This is a genomic window from Armatimonadota bacterium (genome assembly GCA_031081675.1).
GTDB classification, from domain to species: Bacteria; Sysuimicrobiota; Sysuimicrobiia; order Sysuimicrobiales; family Kaftiobacteriaceae; genus Calidihabitans; species Calidihabitans tengchongensis.
Genome location: JAVHLZ010000006.1, coordinates 69,087 through 89,006 on the forward strand (window position 1 = coordinate 69,087; position 19,920 = coordinate 89,006).

Genomic DNA, 19,920 nt, shown 5'->3' on the forward strand with positions numbered 1-19,920 from the left:
CTGGTGGACTCGGTGTACGGAGGCGCCCTGACCGGGGACCAGATCGTCGCGATCCTCAAGCAGACCGCCGACGACCTGGGCAAGCCCGGCAAGGATATGTGGTACGGCTTTGGCCGGATCAACGTCTACCGCGCGGTGACCGGGAAGTAGCCCGGTCCACGCACCTCGCGGTCGCCGAAGGCGGTCCGGCCAGGCCACTGGAGGGGAGGCCCGGGGGGCCTCCCCTCCCTCTGCCTCGGACTTTGGTGCCAGATCCCTGTATCCGCGAATTTCGGGGTCCGACCCTCACATTCGGGAACAGTCAGGAATTTTGGGGTCAGACCCCAAAATTCGCGAATTTTGGGGTCAGACCCCCAACTCCGGGTGAGACGCGCTCCCCCGGGTAAAAACGGCCGTTCGCGGCGCGAACCCCCTCACTTCCTCCTCTCGGCTGCTACAATCATGGGCGTGCGACGCGTCCGGTTCATTCAGTACGGCCTGGGACCCATCGGAGCCGGCATCGCCGAATTGGCCGTCGCCCGCGGCCACGTCCTGATCGGCGCCGTGGACATCGACCCCGCCAAGGTCGGCCGGCCGGCATCGGCACTGGTGCCCGGGGCTCCGGCGGACATCCGGGTCGCCGGGGATGCCGCGGACCTGCTGGCCGCCGGCGCCGACGTGGTCCTGCACTCCACCCGCTCCCGCCTGCCTGAGGTCCTCCCGCAGATCCTGCCCCTGGTGGACGCGGGGCTCTCGGTGATCTCCACCTGCGAGGAGCTGGCATTTCCCTGGCGCCGGTACCCGAGGGAGTCGGCCGAGCTGGACGCCCTGGCCCGCAGCCGCGGCGCGGTGGTCGTCGGCACGGGCGTCAATCCGGGGTTTGTCATGGACGTGCTCCCGGTCGTCCTGGCCCTGCCCTGCCGGGAGGTGCGGTCGGTCACCGTCGAACGCGTGGTGGACCTGGACGTGCGGCGGGAGCCCCTGCGGCGCAAGGCCGGCGTGGGACTGACTCCGGGCGAATTCCGCCGGGGTGTGGCCGAAGGCCGCCTGGGTCACGTCGGCCTGGCCGAGTCGGCGTCACTGATCGCCGACGCCCTCGGCTGGGCCCTGGACGCGCTGGACGAATCAGTCGAACCCGTCCTGGACCCCGAGGGCATCGTGCAGGGCCTCCACCAGGTCCTGCGGGCCACCGTCGCCGGCCGGGAGCTCATCACGCTGGACCTCCTCATGGCGCGGAGCGCGCCGCGTCCTCGCGACGCCATCCGCATCCACGGCGAGCCCTCCACCTCCGTGGAAATCCCCGGAGGCCTCCACGGCGACGCCGCCACCTCGGCGCTGGTGGTCAACGCCATCCCCCGTGCGTTAAGTGCCCCATCGGGTCTGCTGGTCCCGACCCAGCTGCCTCCCGCGCCCTTCCGCCGGTAGACATCCGCGAACTTCCATCAAACTTCCGCACGATCGTCGCCGCCCCGGTTCCGGCCCCGGCAGGAACCCAGAGGAGGTCAGCCGGGACCGGCGAATCCATTGCATGCGTCTTCCCTGATCTGTCGGACCCCTCCACCGCCGCGCGGATCTGGCCCGTTCAACATCCAGTCGTAGGGGGTGAATCTCTGTGAGCAGCAACCTCCGCAGAATCGCGATTCTCCTCGTCGCCGCCTCGCTGGCCGCGGCCTCCGTCCTGCCGGCCGGAGCCGGCGGTCGCGCCACCGACGCGCCTGCGGCGGCGCAGCCCCAGGCGGACTACGTCATCGTCAAACTGGCCGACCCGCCGGTAGCCTCGTACGAAGGTGGGATCCCGGGCTACGCCAGGACCAAGCCTCTCCCCGGGCGCAAACTGGACCCCAACTCGGACGCCGTCAAAAAGTACAAGGACTACCTGGCCGGAAAGCGTCAGAATTACAAGGCGTACCTCCAGGACAGGGCTCCCCGGGCGGCAGTGGCGCGGGAGTTCGCCAGCGTCTTTAACGGCCTGGCGGTCAAGCTGAACGGGGAAAACCCGCAGACCCTGGCCGCGGGTCCGGGAGCAGTCGCCGTCTTCCCCGCCACCTTAGTCCGGCCGGCCATGAACATCAGCCCGGGCCTCATCAATGCCCCCGACCTGTGGCGGCGGCTGGGCGGAGCAGGCAAGGCCGGAGAAGGGGTCAAGATCGGCATCATCGACACGGGCATTGACATCACCAACCCCTTCCTGAGCGACAGGGGCTACCCCAAGGTAAACCAGATCGACGCGTGCGCCGATGCGCTGCCCCAGGTTAAGCTGACCAAACCGGGCGACAAGAACACTAGCAACAAGGTGTTCATCTGCCGCGTCTTCTTCTCCGGCGTGGCGCCCGGCGCTCACGTCCGGCCTAAGGACCTGATCGTCTTCGACCACGGGACCCACGTGGCCGGCACGGCCGCCGGTAACCACGGGACGGACGGCACCGTGGCCGGCACAGAGGTCCTGATCCGCAACCTCAGCGGCATCGCGCCCCGCGCCCTGTTGGGCGACTACAACGTCTTCCCGGGCTTTGGCGCCGGATATGTCGCCTTCGGGGGATCCGCGTTCAGCCACGACATCGCTTCGGCCCTGGAAGCGGCGGTGGAGGACGGCATGGACGTGGTGAACATGAGCCTGGGCGGAGGGGTGCAGGGGCCGCACGACCTGCTGGCGGAAGCCACCAACGCCACCGTGGACGCGGGGGTGATCGCGGCGGTGGCCGCGGGCAACTCGGGTCCCGGGGACGCCACCATCACGTCCCCCGGCAGCGCCGAAAAGGCGCTGACGGCAGGGGCCAGCACCAACCCCCACTTCGTGGGAATTCCGGTGACGGTGGCCGGAAAGACTTTCGGCGCAGCCCTGGGCGACTTCAAGAACTTCGGCAAGGTCACGGCCCCCTACACGGTGACCTCACCCGCCAACGGCTGCACGGCGATCTCCACGGACCTCACGGGCAAGATCGCCCTCATCGACCGAGGTGTGTGCACCTTCACCACGAAGATCCGTAACGCCCAGGCCGCCGGCGCCATCGGCGTGCTGGTGGTGAACAACGTGGCCGGCGACCCGGTGGCCATGGGACACGACGGCACCAGCCCCTTCCCCGAGATCCCGGCCGCCATGGTGTCGAAGAGCGATGGAGCATTTATGAAGACGCAGGACAGCGGTACGGGAACGGTGTCCATCGACGGCACGGCCATGCAGGAGTTCATCACCCCCAACGCGGACATCATCGCCGGCTTCAGCAGCCGCGGGCCGGCGCCGTTCACCTTCCTGATCAAGCCCGACGCCACCGCTCCCGGCGTGAACGTGCTGTCGTCGGTCTTCAACCAGGAGTTCGCGTTCTTCCAGGGGACCAGCATGGCCACCCCCCACCTGGCCGGATCGGCCGCCGTGCTGCTGCAGTTCTTCCGCGGGCTGTTCGGCGCGAGCCCGCCGCTGCCGTACCCCGACATCGTCAAGGCGGCCATCGTCACCACCGCCAAGCGGCCGGTCTTCGACCACGTGCTCGGTACACGTGCTACGGGGGTCCTCACCCGCGGCGGCGGGCGGGTGGACCTGGCGGCCGCCATGAACGCAGCGGGTGCATTCGCCCCGGCGTCGGTCAGCTTCGGCTTGCATCGGGGCTCGGCGCCGATCTCCGTGTCACGGACGGTCACGGTGGCCAACGTCACGAAGACGGGTCAGACCTACAACTTCAGCATTGACCCGGCGGTGACCACTGCGGGCGTCTCCGTCACGCTCAGCACGAAGTCGCTAACCCTGGATCCGGGGACGACGAAGACCTTCACCGTCACCCTCACCGCAGCCACCTCGGTCCCCACGGGGGACTACGAGGGTGACATCGTGGTCAGCGCGGGTTCGGTGATTCAGAGGATTCCCTACTGGGTCCGCATCGACCGCCAGGGACGGCCGTAGGTGCCAACTCCTATGCGATGGCCGGAGGCCGGGACCGCGCCGGCCTCCGGCTTTTTGTGCCCCGGGCCTGACCCTGTTGCCACCAGGTAGGACACAGACCAGAGCCCGCTTTCAGAAGTCCAGCACCGCCATCGCCACGACCCCGACCACCACATCCACCGCTCCGGCGGCCCGCAGCGCCCGGGCGCACGCGACGGCGGTGGACCCGGTGGACAGGACGTCGTCGACCAGCAGGACCCGCACTCCGGCCACACCGTCGCCAGCCGCAAACGCCCCGCGCACGTTCGCCCGGCGCTCGTCCCGTCCCAGACCCACCTGCGGGGGAGACTCGCGGACGCGCGTCAACGCCGAGGAGCGCACGGGAAGCCCCAGCAGGCGTCCGGCCTCCACGGCCAGCAGCTCCGCCTGGTTGAACCCCCTCTCCCGCAGCCGCCTGCGGTGCAGGGGCACCGGGACCACCACGTCGGCTTCCATGCGGGGGTCGGAGCCCACCACCTCCGCCACCATCTCCCCCAGGGGACGGGCCATCGCCCGGCAGCGGCCGAACTTCAGGGCGCAGACGGCGTCCCGCAGGGGACCGTCGTAGATCCCCCTCGCCCGGGCGCAGCGGAAATAGGTCCGCCGGTGACGGCAGGGGATGCAGGTGAAGACCAGGTCGGGCGGCCCCCGCAGGGGCCGGCCGCAGCGCTGGCACACCGGGGGGCGGATGAGGCGGAACGCCGCGCGGCAGCGGGAGCACAGGGGATACTCGCCGGCCTCCCGGCACACCGAGCACACGGCCGGGAACAGCAGGTCCAGCAGGCCGCGCAGCAGCGCCACGGCCCGACGGTAGCACGCGCCGACGGCGAGGACACTGGCCCGGGTGGGCCAACCACGGACCCCTCGCCCGCACCCTCTCCCCTGGGGGAGAGGGAGGGGCGAGGGGGCACCTCTTTCAGGTTCCCTCCCGCCAGGACTCCAGGTAGCGGCGCTGCTCGGGGGTGAGCTCGTCGATGCGGATGCCCAGGGCGTCCAGCTTCAGGCGGGCCACGGTCTGGTCAATGTCCTCCGGCACAGGGTACACCCCGGGGACGAGGCTCCGGCCTTCCCTGACCAGGTACTCCACCGCCAGCGCCTGGTTGGCAAAACTCATGTCCATCACCGCGGCCGGGTGCCCCTCGGCGGCCGCCAGGTTCACCAGCCGGCCCTCGGCCAGCAGGTACAGCCGCCGCCCGTCGGCCAGCCGGTACTCCCGCACGTACGGCCGCACCTCCCGCGTCTGCTCGGCCAGGGCCGCCAGCGCCGGGACGTCAATCTCCACGTCGAAGTGGCCGCTGTTGGCCAGGATGGCGCCGTCACGCATCACCTCGAAGTGCTCCCGGCGGATCACCGACCGGTTCCCGGTGACGGTGACGAAGACGTCGCCTTCCCGGGCCGCCTGGGCCATGGGCATCACCTGGTAGCCGTCCATGGCGGCCTCCAGGGCGTGCAGGGGGGACACCTCGGTGACGACCACCCGCGCCCCCATCCCCCGCGCACGCAGGGCCACCCCGCGCCCGCACGACCCGTAGCCGGCCACCACCACCGTCCGGCCGGCCAGCAGCACGTTGGTCGCCCGCAGCAGACCGTCGATGGTGGACTGCCCGGTGCCGTAGCGGTTGTCGAACAGGTGCTTGGTCCTGGCGTCGTTGACCGCCACGATGGGGCAGCGCAGGGCACCGTCTCTGGCCATGGCCCGCAGCCGCAGCACGCCGGTGGTCGTCTCCTCGGTGCCGCCGATGATCCCGTCCAGCAGGTCGCGGCGCTCGCCGTGCACCGTGGAGACCAGGTCGGCCCCGTCGTCCAGGGTGATCTGCGGGCGGCCGTCCAGCACCCGGTGGATGTGGCGGTAGTAGGTGTCCCGGTCCTCCCCCTTGATGGCGAAGACGGCGATGCCTTCCTCGGCCAGCGCCGCCGCCGCGTCGTCCTGGGTCGACAGAGGGTTGCTGGCGCACAGGCGCACCTGCGCGCCTCCCGCCGCCAGGGTGCGCACCAGGGCGGCGGTCTCGGTGGTGACGTGCAGGCAGGCGCCGACGCGCACCCCCTGCAGGGGCCGCTCGCGGGCAAACCGCTCGCGGATGCGCAGCACCACCGGCATCTGGGACTCCGCCCACTCGATGCGCAGGCGGCCCTGCGACGCCAGGGCTGGGTCCCTGATCTCGTAGTCCACGCCGACCCCCTCACCCTCGCCCTCTCCCCCTGTCGGGGGAGAGGGGGTAATATGAGCGCCTCGCCCTCTCCCCCTCTCGGGGGGAGAGGGGATAATGTAAGCGCCTCACCCTCGCCGTCTCCCCCTGTTGGGGAGAGAGAACGGTATGAGTGGCACGGACCGGCACCGGCCGGCAGGGCCGCGGCCGTCACTCGATGAAATCCTTCAACCGCTTGCTGCGGCTGGGGTGGCGCAGCTTGCGCAGGGCCTTGGCCTCGATCTGCCGGATGCGCTCGCGGGTGACCCCGAACTCCCGGCCCACCTCTTCCAGGGTGCGCGGACGGCCGTCGTCCAGCCCGAAGCGCAACTTGAGGACCTTGCGCTCCCGGGGGGTCAGGGTGCCCAGGACGTCCTCCAGCTGTTCCTTGAGCATGGTGAACGACGCCGCCTCGGCCGGGGCCAGGGCGTCCTGGTCCTCGATGAAGTCGCCCAGGTGGCTGTCCTCCTCTTCGCCGATGGGGGTCTCCAGGGAAATGGGCTCCTGGGCGATCTTGAGGATCTCCCGTACCCGCTCCACCGGCAGCTTCATCGCCTCGGCGATCTCCTCGGCGGTGGGCTCCCGCCCCAGCTCCTGCAGCAGGGTGCGGGAGACGCGGATCAGCTTGTTGATGGTCTCCACCATGTGCACCGGAATGCGGATGGTGCGGGCCTGGTCGGCCAGGGCCCGGGTAATGGCCTGGCGGATCCACCAGGTGGCGTAGGTGCTGAACTTGTAACCCTTGCGCCAGTCGAACTTCTCCACGGCGCGGATGAGCCCCAGGTTGCCTTCCTGGATCAGGTCCAGAAACAGCATCCCCCGCCCCACGTACTTCTTGGCGATGCTGACCACCAGGCGCAGGTTCGCCTCGATGAGCCGGCGCTTGGCCTCCTCGTCGCCTTTCTCCATCCGCTGGGCCAGGTCCACCTCCTGTTCGGGGGTGAGCAGAGGGACCTTGCCGATTTCCTTCAGGTACATGCGGACCGGGTCGTCGATGGCGACGCCCTCGGCCTCCCGCTCTTCCTCCTCGGCGGCGCGCGCTTTGGCCTGTTGCTCGGCGTCCCGGGCGTCCTCCACCACCTCGATCCCCTGCTCGCTGAGGACCGAGTAGACCCGGTCGATGAGCTCCACGTTCTGGTCGGCGTCGGGCAGCTGTTCGAGGATGTCGTCGTGGGTCACATAGCCCTTCTTGCGGCCCAGCTCCACCAGAGCCTTGAGTTCCGGCGGCACCTTGGCCTCCTCGGCCGGCGCCGCGGAGGCGGCCTTCTTTTTCGGCACGTCCCTCACCCCCTTTCCGGGAGAGTCCTCCCCGCCGCGTCCTCCCCACCGGAGGGGCCGGATGGAGACGGACTAACTAGTTTAACATACTCCAGCTGCAGGCGCCGGACCTGCTCCACATCGCCGGCGGCCTGAGCCTGGTGGATCCGACGGGCCAGCTCCTGGCGCGCCCGGGCGGCGGGCTCGCGGCGGACGATGTAGTCGATGGCGTCCCGCACGACCCGCGCCGCCTCCCGCTCCACCACCGGGGGCGGCTCGAACACCAGCTGCACCAGCAGCCGCTGGGCCTCCCCATCGCCCAACCGGTCGATCAGGGTCTCGGCGCCGGCGGCCCCGGCCGCCAGCAGGACCTCCGCCAGGGCCCGGTGGCCGGGATCCCGGAACTCGCCGGGTCCCAGCGCCGCCCCCACCTGCTCCCGCACCTGGGGGTCGTGCACCATCAGGTGCACCAGCAGCCGCTCGGCCTGATGGCGCGCCCGCTCGGGCGGCGGGGCCTCCAGGACCTCGCCCGCGGTCGCCCCGCCTGCGCGCCGGACCTTCAGGCGCTGGCGGATGGCGTCTTCGGCCAGCCCGAAGCGCTGGGCCAGGCTGCGGATGTACTCGGCCTGGCGGATGGGGTGGCGCACGGCGGCCAGGGACGGCAGCAGGTCGTCCACCAGCCGCACCCGCCCTTCGATGGTCTGCAGGTCGTGCCGCGAGGCGGCCTGGGCCACCTGGTAGTCAAAGATCGGCACCGCCGTCTCCAGCAGGGCCGCGAACTTCTCCGGCCCCGCCGTGCGCAGGAACTCGTCGGGGTCGCCGGAGGGCAGGACGACCACCCGCACCGGCATGTCGGCCTCCTCGAACACGCTGTGGGCCCGCTCCATGGCCGCCCGCCCCGCGGCGTCGGCGTCGTACACCAGCACCGCGCGGGACGCGAAGCGGCGCAGCACGGCGACCTGGTCGGCGGTCAGCGCCGTGCCCAGGGTGGCCACGGCGTGCCGAAAGCCGAACTGGTGGCAGGTCAGAACGTCCATGTTGCCTTCCACCACCAGCACCTCGTCCTTCCGCCGGATGTCCTCCCGCGCCCAGTTCAGGGCGTAGACGGTGCGCCCCTTGCTGAAGACGGCGGTCTCCCGCGAGTTCAGATACTTGGGCTGGGCGTCGTCCAGGGCCCGCCCCCCGAATGCCACCGGCCGGTCCTGCAGGTCCAGGATGGGGAACATCAGCCGGTGGCGGAACATGTCGAAGTACCCGTCCCCCCTCTCCCGGGGGACTACCAGCCCGCCGGCAGCCAGCAGGGCCGCGTCGTAGCCGCGAGCCCCCAGCGCCCGCAGGAGGCCGTCCCACTCGGGGGGCGCGTAGCCCAGCCGGAACCGGTCGGCGGTGGCGTCGTCCACTCCCCGGCGGCCCAGGTACTCCCGGGCGGCCCGGCCGCGCTCGGGGTGGCGCAGCTGTTCGGTGAAGAAACCCGCGGCTGCCTCCAGGGCCCGGAACAGCCGGTCCCGCTCGGTGGCCTGCCGCCGCTCCTCGGGCGTGCGCTCCAGGCGGACCCCGGCGCGGCGGGCCAGGGTCTCCACCGCCTCCGCAAAGGACAGGTGGCCGATCTCCATGACAAAATCGAAGATGTCTCCGCCCCGGGAGCAGCCGAAACAGTGCCACAGGCCCCGCTCACGGTCCACGTGGAAGGACGGGGTCTTCTCCTGGTGGAAGGGGCACAGGCCCTTGTAGTGGCGCCCCGCCTTCTTCAACGACACGTGGGCGCTGGCCAGTTCCACCAGATCCACCCGTCGACGGATCTCGTCCCGTATATCGGCCGACAGATACCCGCGCATGAGCCTCCGCGGCGACAATGCAAAAGGGCCTATCTCGCGGGAGATAAGGCCCTCCGCCCTGTACGCCTGTGGATTACCCTTCCCTGCCGCCGCCGTCCTCTCCTGCCGAACGCCCCCGACCTTCCCCCTCTTCCCGCCCGACGTGAGGGCTTCGCGCGTCCCCGGTCACTGCCCCAGCGTTGCCCCGCTCCCCCGCCCCCTCGCGCCGCGCCCTCAGCGCGCCTCGGCGCGCTGCTGCCTGGCCTCGGCGATCACCCGCTCGGCCACGTGGGGCGGCACCTCCTCGTAGTGGGAGAACGTCATGGTGAACGTCCCCCGGCCGCCGGTCATGGACCGCAGGTCCGAGGCGTACCGCAGGACCTCCGCCTGGGGGACCTGGGCCCGCACCACCGTGGTCCCGTCACCCTGGGGCTCCATGCCCAGGATGCGCCCGCGCTTGGCGTTGAGGTCGCCGATCACGTCACCCATCTGTTCCTCGGGCACGCGGACCTCCAGGGTCATGATCGGTTCCAGCAGGACCAGGCCCGCCTGGGTGGCGGCATCCTTGAACGCCAGAGAGCCGGCGATCTGGAAGGCGATGTCCGAACTGTCCACCTCGTGGTACTTGCCGTCCACCAGGGTCACCCGCACGTCCACCACGGGATAGCCGGCCAGCACTCCCTCCTCCAGGGCCTTGCGCACGCCCTTCTCCACCGACGGGATGAACTGGTTGGGGATGGCGCCGCCGAAGATCTTGTCCACGAACTCGAACCCGCTGCCCCGGGGCAGGGGCTCGATCTCCAGGAAGCACACCCCGTACTGGCCGCGGCCCCCGGTCTGCTTCACATACCGCCCCTGGGCCCGCGCCCGGCCCCGGATCGTCTCCCGGTAGGGCACCCGGGGCAGCCGCAGGGTCACGTCCACCCCGAACTTGCGGCGCAGGCGGTCGGCGAGGATCTCCAGGTGAGACTCCCCCATCCCCATGATCAGCGTCTGCTTCATCTCGCTGTCCCGGTGCACGCGCACCGTCGGGTCCTCCTCGGCCAGCCGCGCCAGCGCCGTGCCCAGTTTATCCTCGTCGCCCTTGCTCTTGGGCTCCACCGCCATGGCGATGGCCGGCTCGGGGAATTCGACGGGCGGCAGCACCACCGGGTGGTCGCGCCCGCACAGGGTGTCGCCCGTGGCCGTCTCGGCCAGCTTGGCCACCGCGCCCAGGTCGCCCGGCCCCACCTCCCCCGCAGACTCCTGGTGCTTGCCGCGCAGGTAATACACCTGGCCGACCCGCTCGGGCTTGCCGCGGGTCGCGTTGAAGACCTGGGAGTCCGAGCGCAGCACCCCCGAGTACACCCGGAAGTAAGACAGCCGGCCCACGTACGGGTCGGCGACCGTCTTGAACACCAGCGCGGCCAGCGGCGCGTCGGCGGCCGGCGCGAGGCGCACCGGCTGCTGGGTGCGGGGGTCGGTGCCGACCACCTCCCGCTCGGCGGGAGACGGCAGCAGCGCCACCACCGCGTCCAGCAGGGGCTGCACGCCCACCAGCTTCGTCCCCGCCGCGCACAGGACCGGGACCACGCGGCCGGCCCGCACGCCGGCGTGCAGGCCCCGGACCAGCTCCTCCTGGGTGAGCTCGCCGGCCTCCAGGTAGCGCTCCATCAGGGCGTCGTCGGCGTCGGCGGCCGCCTCCATCAGCTTCTCCCGGGCCGCCCGGGCGGCTTCGGCCAGTTCCGCAGGCACCTCGCCCGCGCTCACCGCCCCCGTGGCGAAGGTGTATGCCTTCATCTCCACCAGGTCCACCACGCCCGACAGCGCGCTCTCCGCGCCGATGGGAATCTGCACCGGCGCCACCCGGGAGCCAAAGCGCCGGCGCAGGGAGTCCACGGCCCGATCGAAGCTGGCGTTCTCCCGGTCCAGCCGGTTGACCACCACCAGCCGGCTGACCCCCGCCCGGTCGGCGTACAGCCAGGCCACCTCGGTCTGCACCTGCACCCCCGCCACGGCGTCCACCACCACCAGGGCGCCGTCGGCCACGCGCAGGGCGGCCACCACCTCGCCCACGAAGTCCGGGTAGCCGGGAGCGTCGATGAGGTTGACCTTGCACTGCTGCCACTCCAGCGGCGCCAGGGCGGCGTTGATGGTGTGGCGGCGGCGCTGCTCTTCGGGGTCGAAGTCCGTGGTGGCGGTGCCGTCGTCCACCCGGCCCAGGCGGTCGATGGCCCGGGCCACGAAGAGCATGGCCTCCACCAGCGACGTCTTTCCGGTGCCCCCATGGCCGACCACGGCCACGTTGCGGATGCGGTCCGGCGGATACGGCTTCACGCGCCACCCCTCCCTGGCGTCCTGCGGTCCCCCGCGCCCGCCGGGCTCGGTCGGTCCCGGAGGGAGGCGAGGGGCCCACTCCCTGTCATTCGCCTTTCAGTAGCCCCGTTCCTTATCTACCAGGTTCAGCAGCGGCTGTCCCGTCAAGAAGCGGCGCAGGTTCTCGCAGAACAGGGGCACTGCCCGGTCCATGTACCGGGGCGATGTCCCCGACACATGGGGGGTGAGAATGACATTCTCCAGATCGTACAACGGGCTGTCGGCCGGCAGGGGCTCGTGCTCGAAGACGTCCAGCGCGGCCGCGGCGATCCACCCCTCCCGCAGGGCCCGCACCAGGGCGTCCTCGCGGACCACCGCGCCCCGGCCCACGTTGATGAAGAGGGCCGAGGGCTTCATCATGCGGAACTCCGCCTCACCCAGCAGGCCCCGGGTCTGCGGGGTCAGGGGCAGGGTGACGACCACCACGTCCGCCTCCCGCAGGACCTCCGGCAGCCCCTCGGGGGGGAGGACCCGCTCCACCCCCGGCACCGGCGCCGGCGTGCGCTTGGTTCCCACCACCCGCATGTCGAATGCCCGCGCCCGGGCGGCGATCTCCCGCCCGATGGTGCCCAGGCCCAGGATGCCCAGCGTCCGCCCCGCCAGCTCGTCGCCCACCATGCGCCGGCGGTCCCACCGCTTCTGCAGCTGCAGCCTGACCGCCACATGCAGCCGCCGGGACAGGGCCAGCATGAAGGCGAAGACGTGCTCCACCAGCGGCGGGTGGATGCCGCTGCTGCTGGTGACGACGATGTCCCGCTCGCACACCTCCGGATGGAGCAGCTGGTCCACCCCGGCGGCGGTGGAGTGGATCCACCGCAGCCGGCTCGCCCTCTGCACCACCTCCCGGGGGATGTCCCACCCCACCATGACGTCGGCGTCGGCGGCCAGCTCCAGGCCCGCGGTGCGGTCGGTGACGGTGGACACGCGCACCCGGGGGTCCACCGCACGGATCTGCTCCAGGTGATGCGCCTCCAGCCGGGCAAAGACCAGCACGTGGACGGGGTGCTCGGTCATGGCGGAGCGGACCTCCCCCCGGGCGGGTCGGGGCGGGCGGCCGACGGCGCGCCCGCCGCCGAGGACGGCCGGGATGCCTCCGCCAGCCGCCGCAGGACGAATTCCCGGTCCAGGGACGCCAGGAGCCACCCGGCCTGAGGGCCGGAGGGTTTGCCCAGAAACGCCAGGTAGATCGCGGAAAACGCCCGCGGGGCGGGCAGGCCCAGGTCCTGCTTGAGGGCGTGGATGCGGGCGTGCAGGTCCTCGCCGGACCACCGGGGCCGCTCGGCGATGGCCGCCGCCAGCCGGGCCAGGAACTCCCGCTGGGAGGCGTCCAGGTCCACCGCCGGCAGCGTGGGCTGGACCTGGAAGCGGTAGTGGTCGGGGGCATAGGTCTGCAGCCACCGGCGCGCGTCCTCCACCCTGCGGCGCAGTTCCTCCCGGTCGGCCTCGGTCAGGGGCGCGCCTTTGTCGGCCTCGGCGGCCGCCATCAGGTCCACGGTGGGCATCTGGGTCAGGTAGGCCACCTTGCTGAACCGCATCCGGAAGCACCGGGGGGGCGGGCGGTCGGGCTGGGCGTAGTAGAAGGTCCGGGCGTGGTCGCGCAGCAGGTCCGCCTCCGCCGGAGTGCGGGGCGTCACCTCCTGGTAGTAGGCGGCCGCGGCGCGGTCGTATTCGTCGTACAGGCGCGGGATGGTGTCCCCGCCGGGGTCGAAGTTGATCTGCTGGCGGTGGTGGGGCCGCACCATCAGGAAACGCGCCAGCTCGGGGCGCAGGATCTTCACCAGCTCCTGGGCGGGCATCCCCACCCCCCTGCTGCTGCTCATCTTCCGGCCGCCCACCAGGAACCACTCGTAGGGGATCGGGTACGGGGGCCGGCAGCCGAAGATGCGCTCGCAGATGGCGCTGGCCACGTCGTGGCTGCCGCCGCGGGTCATGTGGTCCTTGCCGGCGCCCTCCACGGACACCTGCAGGATCCACCACTTGGCGGCCCACTCCACCTTGTACTGCAGCTTGCTGCCGCCGTCGAAGGGCGACCGCCGCCCCCGGTGGCCACACCCCTGCGCCCACGCCACCTTGTCGGGCCGGCACTCGTAGGCGACCTCCCGCCCGTCCCACCCGATGACGACGGTGGTGCCGATGCGGCCGCAGCGCTCGCACAGGACCTGCACCGGGTGGCGCTCGGCCCGGCTGCTCCCGCTGATCTCCCGGTCGATCTGGATGAGGTCGTCGGCCCGGTCCAGGGCGATCCGGATGGCGTCGTTGAACTTCCCGGCGCGATACCACTCGCTGGTCCAGTACACCTCCGGATGGACTCCCAGGCGGGTGAAGACCTCCGCAAACGCCTGGCCGTAGTGGCGGGCGAAGCTGATGCCGTCTCCGGCCGGAGACGGCACGTCGGCCAGCGGCCGGCCCAGGTGGCGGGCCCACTCCGGAGGCGCGCCGGCGGGCACCGCGTCCAGGGGGTCGTAGTCGTCAAATCCGTACAGAAAGCGGACCGACCGGCCGCGGTCCCGCAGGCCGCGGGCGACGCAGTCGTGCAGGATCACGCCCCGCAGCGACCCGACGTGGATGGGCCCCGACGGGCTCTTGGCGTCGTTAACCACGTAGGCGTCGGCCGGGCGGGTGCGCAGGATGTCGTCGACGATCGCGTCCACCCACACAGGCGGTCCCGTTCCCTCTCCAGTGTACAGGTACCCGTCCGCGGCCTGACCGATCAGGCCTGTCCCGGACTTCGCGCCGCAGGCGAGACCTCCCGGAACAGATCCGCGCGGGCGTCTCCCACCAGGAAGAACGACCCGGTCACCACCACCACATCCTCCGGGCCGGCCAGGTCCCGGGCCCGGCGGACAGCCTCGTGGCGGTCGGGGACCACGTCCACCCGGGAGACGTACCGGGCCACCTCGGCGGCCAGGACCTCCGCCGGCAGAGGCCGGACATGCCGGGGGACGGTGACCACGGCGGCCGCCGCCAGGGGCGCGATCAGGCCGGTGCACATGCGGTGGTCATGGGTGGCCACCATGCCGTAGACCAGGATGACCCGTCGGCCGGGAAAGACGGCCTCCAGGGTCTGCCGCAGCGCCGCGAGGGACGCCGGGTTGTGGGCCACGTCCACCACCACGTAGGGACGCTCGGCAACGACCTCGATCCGTCCCGGCCAGCGCAGCGCCGCCAGGGCCGGGCCCGCCGCCTGCGGATCGAACCGATATCCCCGGCAGGACAGGACCTCGGCGGAGGCCACCGCGGTGGCCAAATTGGCGGCCTGGTGGGCGCCCACCAGGGGGAGCTGGATCGCGCCATAGTCGGCGGCCGGACCCGCCAGGGCGACGGTCTGGCGGTAGGGGGTGCTGTCCAGGACCTGCCAGCGCATCTCCTCGGCTACCAGCCGCAGCCGGGCCCGGTGGCGGGTGCACACGTCGATGATGGCGGCCAGAGGCTCGGGGGCCTGGGGAGCGCTCACCACCACCCCGTTGCGGCGGACGATGCCGGCCTTCTCCCGGGCGATGGCGTCCAGGGTGCTCCCCAGCACCTCCATGTGGTCGTAGCTGACCGGCGTGAGGACCGCCAGGACGGGGTCGCTGACGTTGGTGGCGTCCAGGCGCCCTCCCAGCCCGACCTCCACCACCGCCAGGTCCACCCCCGCATCCGCGAAGTGAAGGAAGGCCAGAGCCACGGAGACCTCAAAGTAGGTGGGCAGGCCCAGCGGATGGGCGGCCATCGCCTCCACGTGGGGGCGCACCCGCTCCACCAGGGCGGCCAGCGCGTCCGGGGCGATCATCTCGCCGTCCACCTGGATCCTCTCCCGGTAATCCACCAGGTGCGGCTTGGTGTACAGGCCCACCCGCGATCCGCAGGCGCGCATCATCGCAGCCAGCATGGCCGCCGTGGAACCCTTGCCTTTGGTGCCGGCCACCAGGACCGTCGGGACGCGGTGGTGCGGATCCCCCAGGCGGGAGAGCAGGTCCGCCGTCCGGAGGATCTTGGCGGTCGGGGGCCCGCCCGCCGGCCGCGGCCGGCCCAGCAGCCCGTCGATGTACGCCACAGCCTCAGCGTATGTCACCGCGCCTCTCCATCTTCGGTGCGGATGCGACCTACCCCCGCTTCTGCGACAGGAAGGGGTCTGACCCCAAAATTCCGCGATGTCCCCCATTCATGCGACACGCCTCTGCGGGAACCTGCGATCGTGGGGGTCTGACCCCAAATTTTCCGGCGGTGCTCTTCCGCCGGGTGACGCCCACCCGCGCGGTCGGCGCCGGGCTCTCGGGAGCGCCCCGACGCCGCGCGGCGGGCGATCCCGCGCCCGGGTTCTCAGACGATGCGGCCCGCCCGGAGCTGCTGCTCGGCCGCCCGCACGGTGTTGTGCAGCAGCATGGCGATGGTCATGGGGCCGACACCGCCCGGCACCGGGGTGATCCACCCGGCCACCTCAACGGCCGAGGCAAACTCCACATCCCCTACCAGCTTGCCGTCTTTCCGGGAAATCCCGACGTCGATCACTACCGCCCCCGGCTTGATCATGGGGCCCGTGATCAGGCCGGGGCGGCCGGCGGCCACCACCAGGATGTCGGCCCGCCGGGTGTGAGCGGCCAGGTCCCGGGTCCGGGTGTGGCACCAGGTGACGGTGGCGTGGGCGTTGAGGAGCAGCAGGGCCATGGGGCGCCCCACGATGATGCTGCGGCCCACCACCACCGCCTCGCGGCCGGCCGGGTCGATCCCCGCGTGGGCCAGCAGCCGCATCACCCCCGCCGGGGTACAGGGCACCAGGTGCGGCCGGCCCACCAGCAGCGCCGCCATGTTCGCCGGTCCCAACCCGTCCACGTCCTTGGCGGGGTGGATCCGGTCGAACACCGCCCGGGGGTCGATGTGGGCGGGCATCGGCTGCTGGGGGAGGATGCCATGGATGTCGGCCCGGGCGTTGAGCTGGTCGATGAGGGCCAGGACCTCTTCCTGGGAGGCGTCGGCCGGCAGGTGGAACGTCTCCGACCGCATCCCCGCGCGGCCGCAGGCTTCGGCCTTGCGCCGCACGTACAGGTGGGAGGCCGGGTCGTCGCCCACCAGGATGGCCGCCAAGGCCGGAGACACCCCGTAGCGGGAGGTCAGCGCCTGCGCCTGGGCGGCCACCTCGGCTTCGATCTGCGCGGCCAGAGCCCTGCCGTCGAGGATGGTCGCCGCCACGGGAAGTAGGCTTCTCACCTCGGCCACCGGACTCCTGGGATCGGCGCGCCGGCGGATGCGGCCGGCGCTCCCCTCGCGGCCAGGACTGCGCTCCCGCGGGTGCCCGCCTACAGGCCGGCGACCCGGGCCGCGGCCCGGCGTAGCACTTCGCGCGCCGCGTCCCGCAGGCTGTGGATCCCTGTCGCCACGGTGGTGGTGGACACCAGGTCCCGCATCACCAGGCGCCGCTCGGTCACGTCCAGAACCTGGACTTCCAGGGCGGCGTGCACCAGCACGGGACGGATCAGGTCGTCGGGGACCGGCGGCACCTCGGGGCGGTCCACCTCCAGGACCGTCCACCGTCCCCTCACCAGCCACCGGGCTCCCACCGCAGCGGCCAGCGCGGATCCCCCAAACGGCCGGGAGAGATCCTCCGGCCCCACCCCCCGCGCCCGCAGCGCCGACTCGACCTGGGCCACGGGCACCACCTGCAGTCGGCCGCCCCCGGAGCGGGCCAGCAGCTCGGCAAACTCGGCGTGCATGCGGGAGGCGCCGATGCGGAAGCCGTCCACGCTGTCGTCGGCAAACTCGACCACCGCCACCCGGATGGGCTCCTGGGCCGACAGCGGCCCCGGCCCCAGCAGGACACCGCCGACCAGGAGGGCTGCGATGACCCGCCTCACGAGAAGGTCACCCACGACAGATCCGTACCGCCGCGTGGTCACGAACAGGTGACGGGAGCGGCCGCGGCAGCGGACCGTGGAGCGGGGAACGGGAATCGAACCCGCATCACCGGCTTGGAAGGCCGGAGCTCTACCATTGAGCTATCCCCGCGCTCGAGGGAAGAAGGAAAAGGGAAGAGGGAAAAGGGGACAACCACTCTCCTGGCTGGCACTTTCCCTCTTCCTTCTTCCCTCGTCCTTCTTCCCTTTTCCCTCCACCGTTTCCCTTTTCCCTCCACCGTGGTGGGCGGGGAAGGATTCGAACCTCCGAAGGCATTCCGCCAGCTGATCTACAGTCAGCCCCGTTTGGCCGCTTCGGTACCCGCCCGACCGACTAGCATTATATGGCGGCTCTCCGCCCTCCCACAAGACGCGCAGGCGCCCGGCCTAGTCCGGAGAACACTCATACGTGTGAGCACGTCCCATCCGCCCTCTCCTTCTCGGTCCGAGGTCGCCGCGTGGCGAGACCACTGGCAGGATGAAGGCGACGCCGCCTTCCTGTACCGGCGCCTGGCCGCCGCCGCGCGCGATCCCCGGCAGGCTCGCCTGTTCGCGGAACTGGCGGAGGTGGAGGAGCAGCACGCAGCGCGGTGGGCGGACCTCCTGCGGGCCGCCGGGGTCTCCCTGCCGGCTCACCGCCCCAGCCTGCGGGCGCGCCTGACGGCCCTGCTGGGTCGCGCCGCGGGGTGGGCGGCCCTGGCGGGCCTGCTGCTGGCCGAAGAGGGCCGAGAGACCCGCGGGTACCTCCGGGGTGCCGCCCGCTACCGGCACCCGGACGCGGCCGCCGCCGCCGCCCGCCTGGCCCGGGAGTCGGCGGAGCACGCCGCCCGCCTGGCGGGGATGGCGGGCGGCGCACCGGGAGAGCCCTGGCATCGCATCGCCTCCGGGGGCTTCCTGCGCAACGCCGTTTACGGCTTCAACGACGGGCTGACGGCGAACTTCGGCCTGGTGATGGGCGTCCTGGGGGCGAACGCCCCGGCCCACCTGATCATCGTCTCCGGGGTGGCCGGGCTCATCGCCGACGCCCTTTCCATGGGAAGCAGCAGCTACCTGGCCGCCACGAGCGAGCGCGAGGTCTACGCCCACGAGATCGCCATGGAACGGGAAGAACTGCGGGTGATGCCGGACCTCGAAGAGGCCGAACTGGCCATCCTGTACCAGGCCCGGGGGATGACCCCCGAAGCGGCGGCGCTGGCGGCCCGGGAGGTCATGCGCCATCCCGACCGGGCCCTGCAGGAACAGGTCCAGATGGAGCTGGGCATCGGGCAGACGGCCTTCTCCCCCCTGCGGGAAGGAGGGATCACGGGCATGGCCACCGCCGTGGGGGCCCTCATCCCCGTGATCCCGTTCCTGGTCCTGGACGGCGCGGCGGCCACCTGGACGTCCTTTGCCGTCAGCATGCTGTCCCACTTCCTGGTGGGCGCGGCCCGCAGCGTCTTCACGGGCCGCAGCGCCTTGCGCAGCGGTCTGGACATGTTCCTCGTGGGGCTGGGGATCGCCGCCGTAGGCTTCGTGGCGGGCGAGCAGGTGGCCCGACTGCTGTAAGTGGGGGTTGCGCCTCCCCCGGCGGGTGTGCGAAGGTATCATCCGTGACCTCCCCGGCGATCCGACCCTTCGAGGACCGGGACTATCCGGCGGCCGTGGCCGTCGCCTCCGCCGTGTACGCCGACTATCCGTGGTCGGAGGCCGAGTGGCGCCACGAAGACGCCCGATACGACGGGGTCCGCCTGCGCCTGCACCGCCTGGTGGCGGAGGACGGCAGCGGGATAGTCGGCATGGCCGAGTACCACCACGTCAGCAGCATGTACCACCCCCGGAAGCTGTGGGTGGAGATCGTCGTCCGCCCGGACCGCCAGGGGCTGGGCATCGGCAAGAGACTGTACGGAGCACTGGTGGAGGCGATGCAGCCCCTGCGGCCGGCCGTGCTATGGGCCGGCGTGCGGGAGACCTTCGCCCGCAGCCTGCGGTTCGTGCAGGACCGGGGCTTCCGCGAGATCCGTCGGGCATGGGAGTCGCGCCTCCTGGTGGCGTCCTTTGACCCGGCGCCGCTCTCGTCACGGGCGGCCCGCACCGGGGAGATCAGGCTGATCACCGCCGCCGAGCTGCGGGAGCGCGACCCGGACTGGCTGGCCACCCTGTACGACCTGCACACCACCGTCGCCGCCGACATCCCCCAGCCCGAGCCCTACACCCCGCCGACGCGGGAGGAGTACCGCCAGCGCCTGCTGGACAATCCCGACTACCTGCCCGACGGCCACATCCTGGCCCTGGACGGAGAGCGGTGCGTGGGGGAAAGCGTCGTCCTCCGCAGCCAGCGGCTGCCCGACGTGCTCTACCAGGGGCTCACCGGCGTCCGCCGGGCGTACCGGGGCCGGGGGATCGCGCTGGCCCTGAAGCTGCGGGTGATTGACTACGCGCGGCGGCAGGGATACCGGGAGATCCGCACCTGGAACGACTCGCTGAACGCGCCCATGCTGCGCGTCAACACCCTGCTGGGATTCGTGCGCCAGCCGGCGTGGATCACCTTCGAGCGCCGGGAGGACTGA

The 19,920-nt window shown here is 71.7% G+C and carries 14 protein-coding genes and 2 tRNA genes; 4 read left to right on the forward strand and 12 right to left on the reverse strand.

Annotated features, from left to right (window positions below; translation table 11 throughout):
• The first annotated feature begins 441 nt into the window (after window positions 1–441).
• Window positions 442–1,404 (forward strand): dihydrodipicolinate reductase, encoded by a 963-nt coding sequence (locus tag RB150_03670; protein MDQ7819640.1) that lies wholly within the window; start codon window positions 442–444, stop codon window positions 1,402–1,404.
• A 187-nt stretch (window positions 1,405–1,591) separates the two neighbouring features.
• Window positions 1,592–3,874, forward strand: coding sequence for a S8 family serine peptidase (locus RB150_03675; protein ID MDQ7819641.1), 2,283 nt, complete (start codon window positions 1,592–1,594; stop codon window positions 3,872–3,874).
• A gap of 111 nt (window positions 3,875–3,985) precedes the next feature.
• On the opposite strand, the gene RB150_03680 is transcribed toward RB150_03675, so the two are convergent.
• From RB150_03680 to RB150_03735, 12 genes are all read right to left on the reverse strand, one after another.
• Window positions 3,986–4,693: a ComF family protein gene (locus tag RB150_03680; GenBank protein ID MDQ7819642.1), complete on the reverse strand. Its 708-nt coding sequence runs from the start codon at window positions 4,691–4,693 to the stop codon at window positions 3,986–3,988.
• 115 nt (window positions 4,694–4,808) lie between these two features.
• Window positions 4,809–6,062: an adenosylhomocysteinase gene (locus RB150_03685; GenBank protein MDQ7819643.1), complete on the reverse strand. Its 1,254-nt coding sequence runs from the start codon at window positions 6,060–6,062 to the stop codon at window positions 4,809–4,811.
• Between the two features lie 187 nt (window positions 6,063–6,249).
• Complete coding sequence (gene rpoD, locus RB150_03690; protein MDQ7819644.1) at window positions 6,250–7,356, reverse strand: RNA polymerase sigma factor RpoD; 1,107 nt, start codon at window positions 7,354–7,356, stop codon at window positions 6,250–6,252.
• A gap of 5 nt (window positions 7,357–7,361) precedes the next feature.
• The gene (dnaG, locus tag RB150_03695) at window positions 7,362–9,170 is read right to left on the reverse strand and encodes a DNA primase (protein ID MDQ7819645.1); all 1,809 of its coding nucleotides are present in this window, start codon (window positions 9,168–9,170) and stop codon (window positions 7,362–7,364) included.
• A gap of 213 nt (window positions 9,171–9,383) precedes the next feature.
• Complete coding sequence (gene fusA / locus RB150_03700; GenBank protein MDQ7819646.1) at window positions 9,384–11,465, reverse strand: elongation factor G; 2,082 nt, start codon at window positions 11,463–11,465, stop codon at window positions 9,384–9,386.
• 96 nt (window positions 11,466–11,561) lie between these two features.
• Window positions 11,562–12,518: a D-2-hydroxyacid dehydrogenase gene (locus RB150_03705; GenBank protein ID MDQ7819647.1), complete on the reverse strand. Its 957-nt coding sequence runs from the start codon at window positions 12,516–12,518 to the stop codon at window positions 11,562–11,564.
• The gene (gene lysS, locus RB150_03710; GenBank protein ID MDQ7819648.1) at window positions 12,515–14,155 is read right to left on the reverse strand and encodes a lysine--tRNA ligase; all 1,641 of its coding nucleotides are present in this window, start codon (window positions 14,153–14,155) and stop codon (window positions 12,515–12,517) included. The genes RB150_03705 and lysS overlap by 4 nt, the downstream gene beginning before the upstream one ends.
• 59 nt (window positions 14,156–14,214) lie before the next feature.
• Complete coding sequence (locus tag RB150_03715; GenBank protein ID MDQ7819649.1) at window positions 14,215–15,558, reverse strand: folylpolyglutamate synthase/dihydrofolate synthase family protein; 1,344 nt, start codon at window positions 15,556–15,558, stop codon at window positions 14,215–14,217.
• 248 nt (window positions 15,559–15,806) lie between these two features.
• Window positions 15,807–16,673, reverse strand: coding sequence for a bifunctional methylenetetrahydrofolate dehydrogenase/methenyltetrahydrofolate cyclohydrolase FolD (folD, locus tag RB150_03720; GenBank protein MDQ7819650.1), 867 nt, complete (start codon window positions 16,671–16,673; stop codon window positions 15,807–15,809).
• Window positions 16,674–16,780: 107 nt separating this feature from the next.
• Entirely contained in the window at window positions 16,781–17,335 is a 555-nt protein-coding gene (locus RB150_03725) for a hypothetical protein (protein MDQ7819651.1), read from the reverse strand.
• 77 nt (window positions 17,336–17,412) lie between these two features.
• Window positions 17,413–17,486: transfer RNA gene (locus tag RB150_03730), tRNA-Gly, on the reverse strand.
• A 129-nt stretch (window positions 17,487–17,615) separates the two neighbouring features.
• Window positions 17,616–17,702, reverse strand: a tRNA-Tyr gene (locus RB150_03735).
• An 83-nt stretch (window positions 17,703–17,785) separates the two neighbouring features.
• Between RB150_03735 and RB150_03740 the strand changes: the two genes are divergently transcribed.
• Together RB150_03740 and RB150_03745 are read left to right on the forward strand one after the other, a co-directional pair.
• Entirely contained in the window at window positions 17,786–18,919 is a 1,134-nt protein-coding gene (locus RB150_03740) for a VIT1/CCC1 transporter family protein (GenBank protein ID MDQ7819652.1), read from the forward strand.
• A gap of 44 nt (window positions 18,920–18,963) precedes the next feature.
• Window positions 18,964–19,920: a GNAT family N-acetyltransferase gene (locus RB150_03745; protein ID MDQ7819653.1), complete on the forward strand. Its 957-nt coding sequence runs from the start codon at window positions 18,964–18,966 to the stop codon at window positions 19,918–19,920.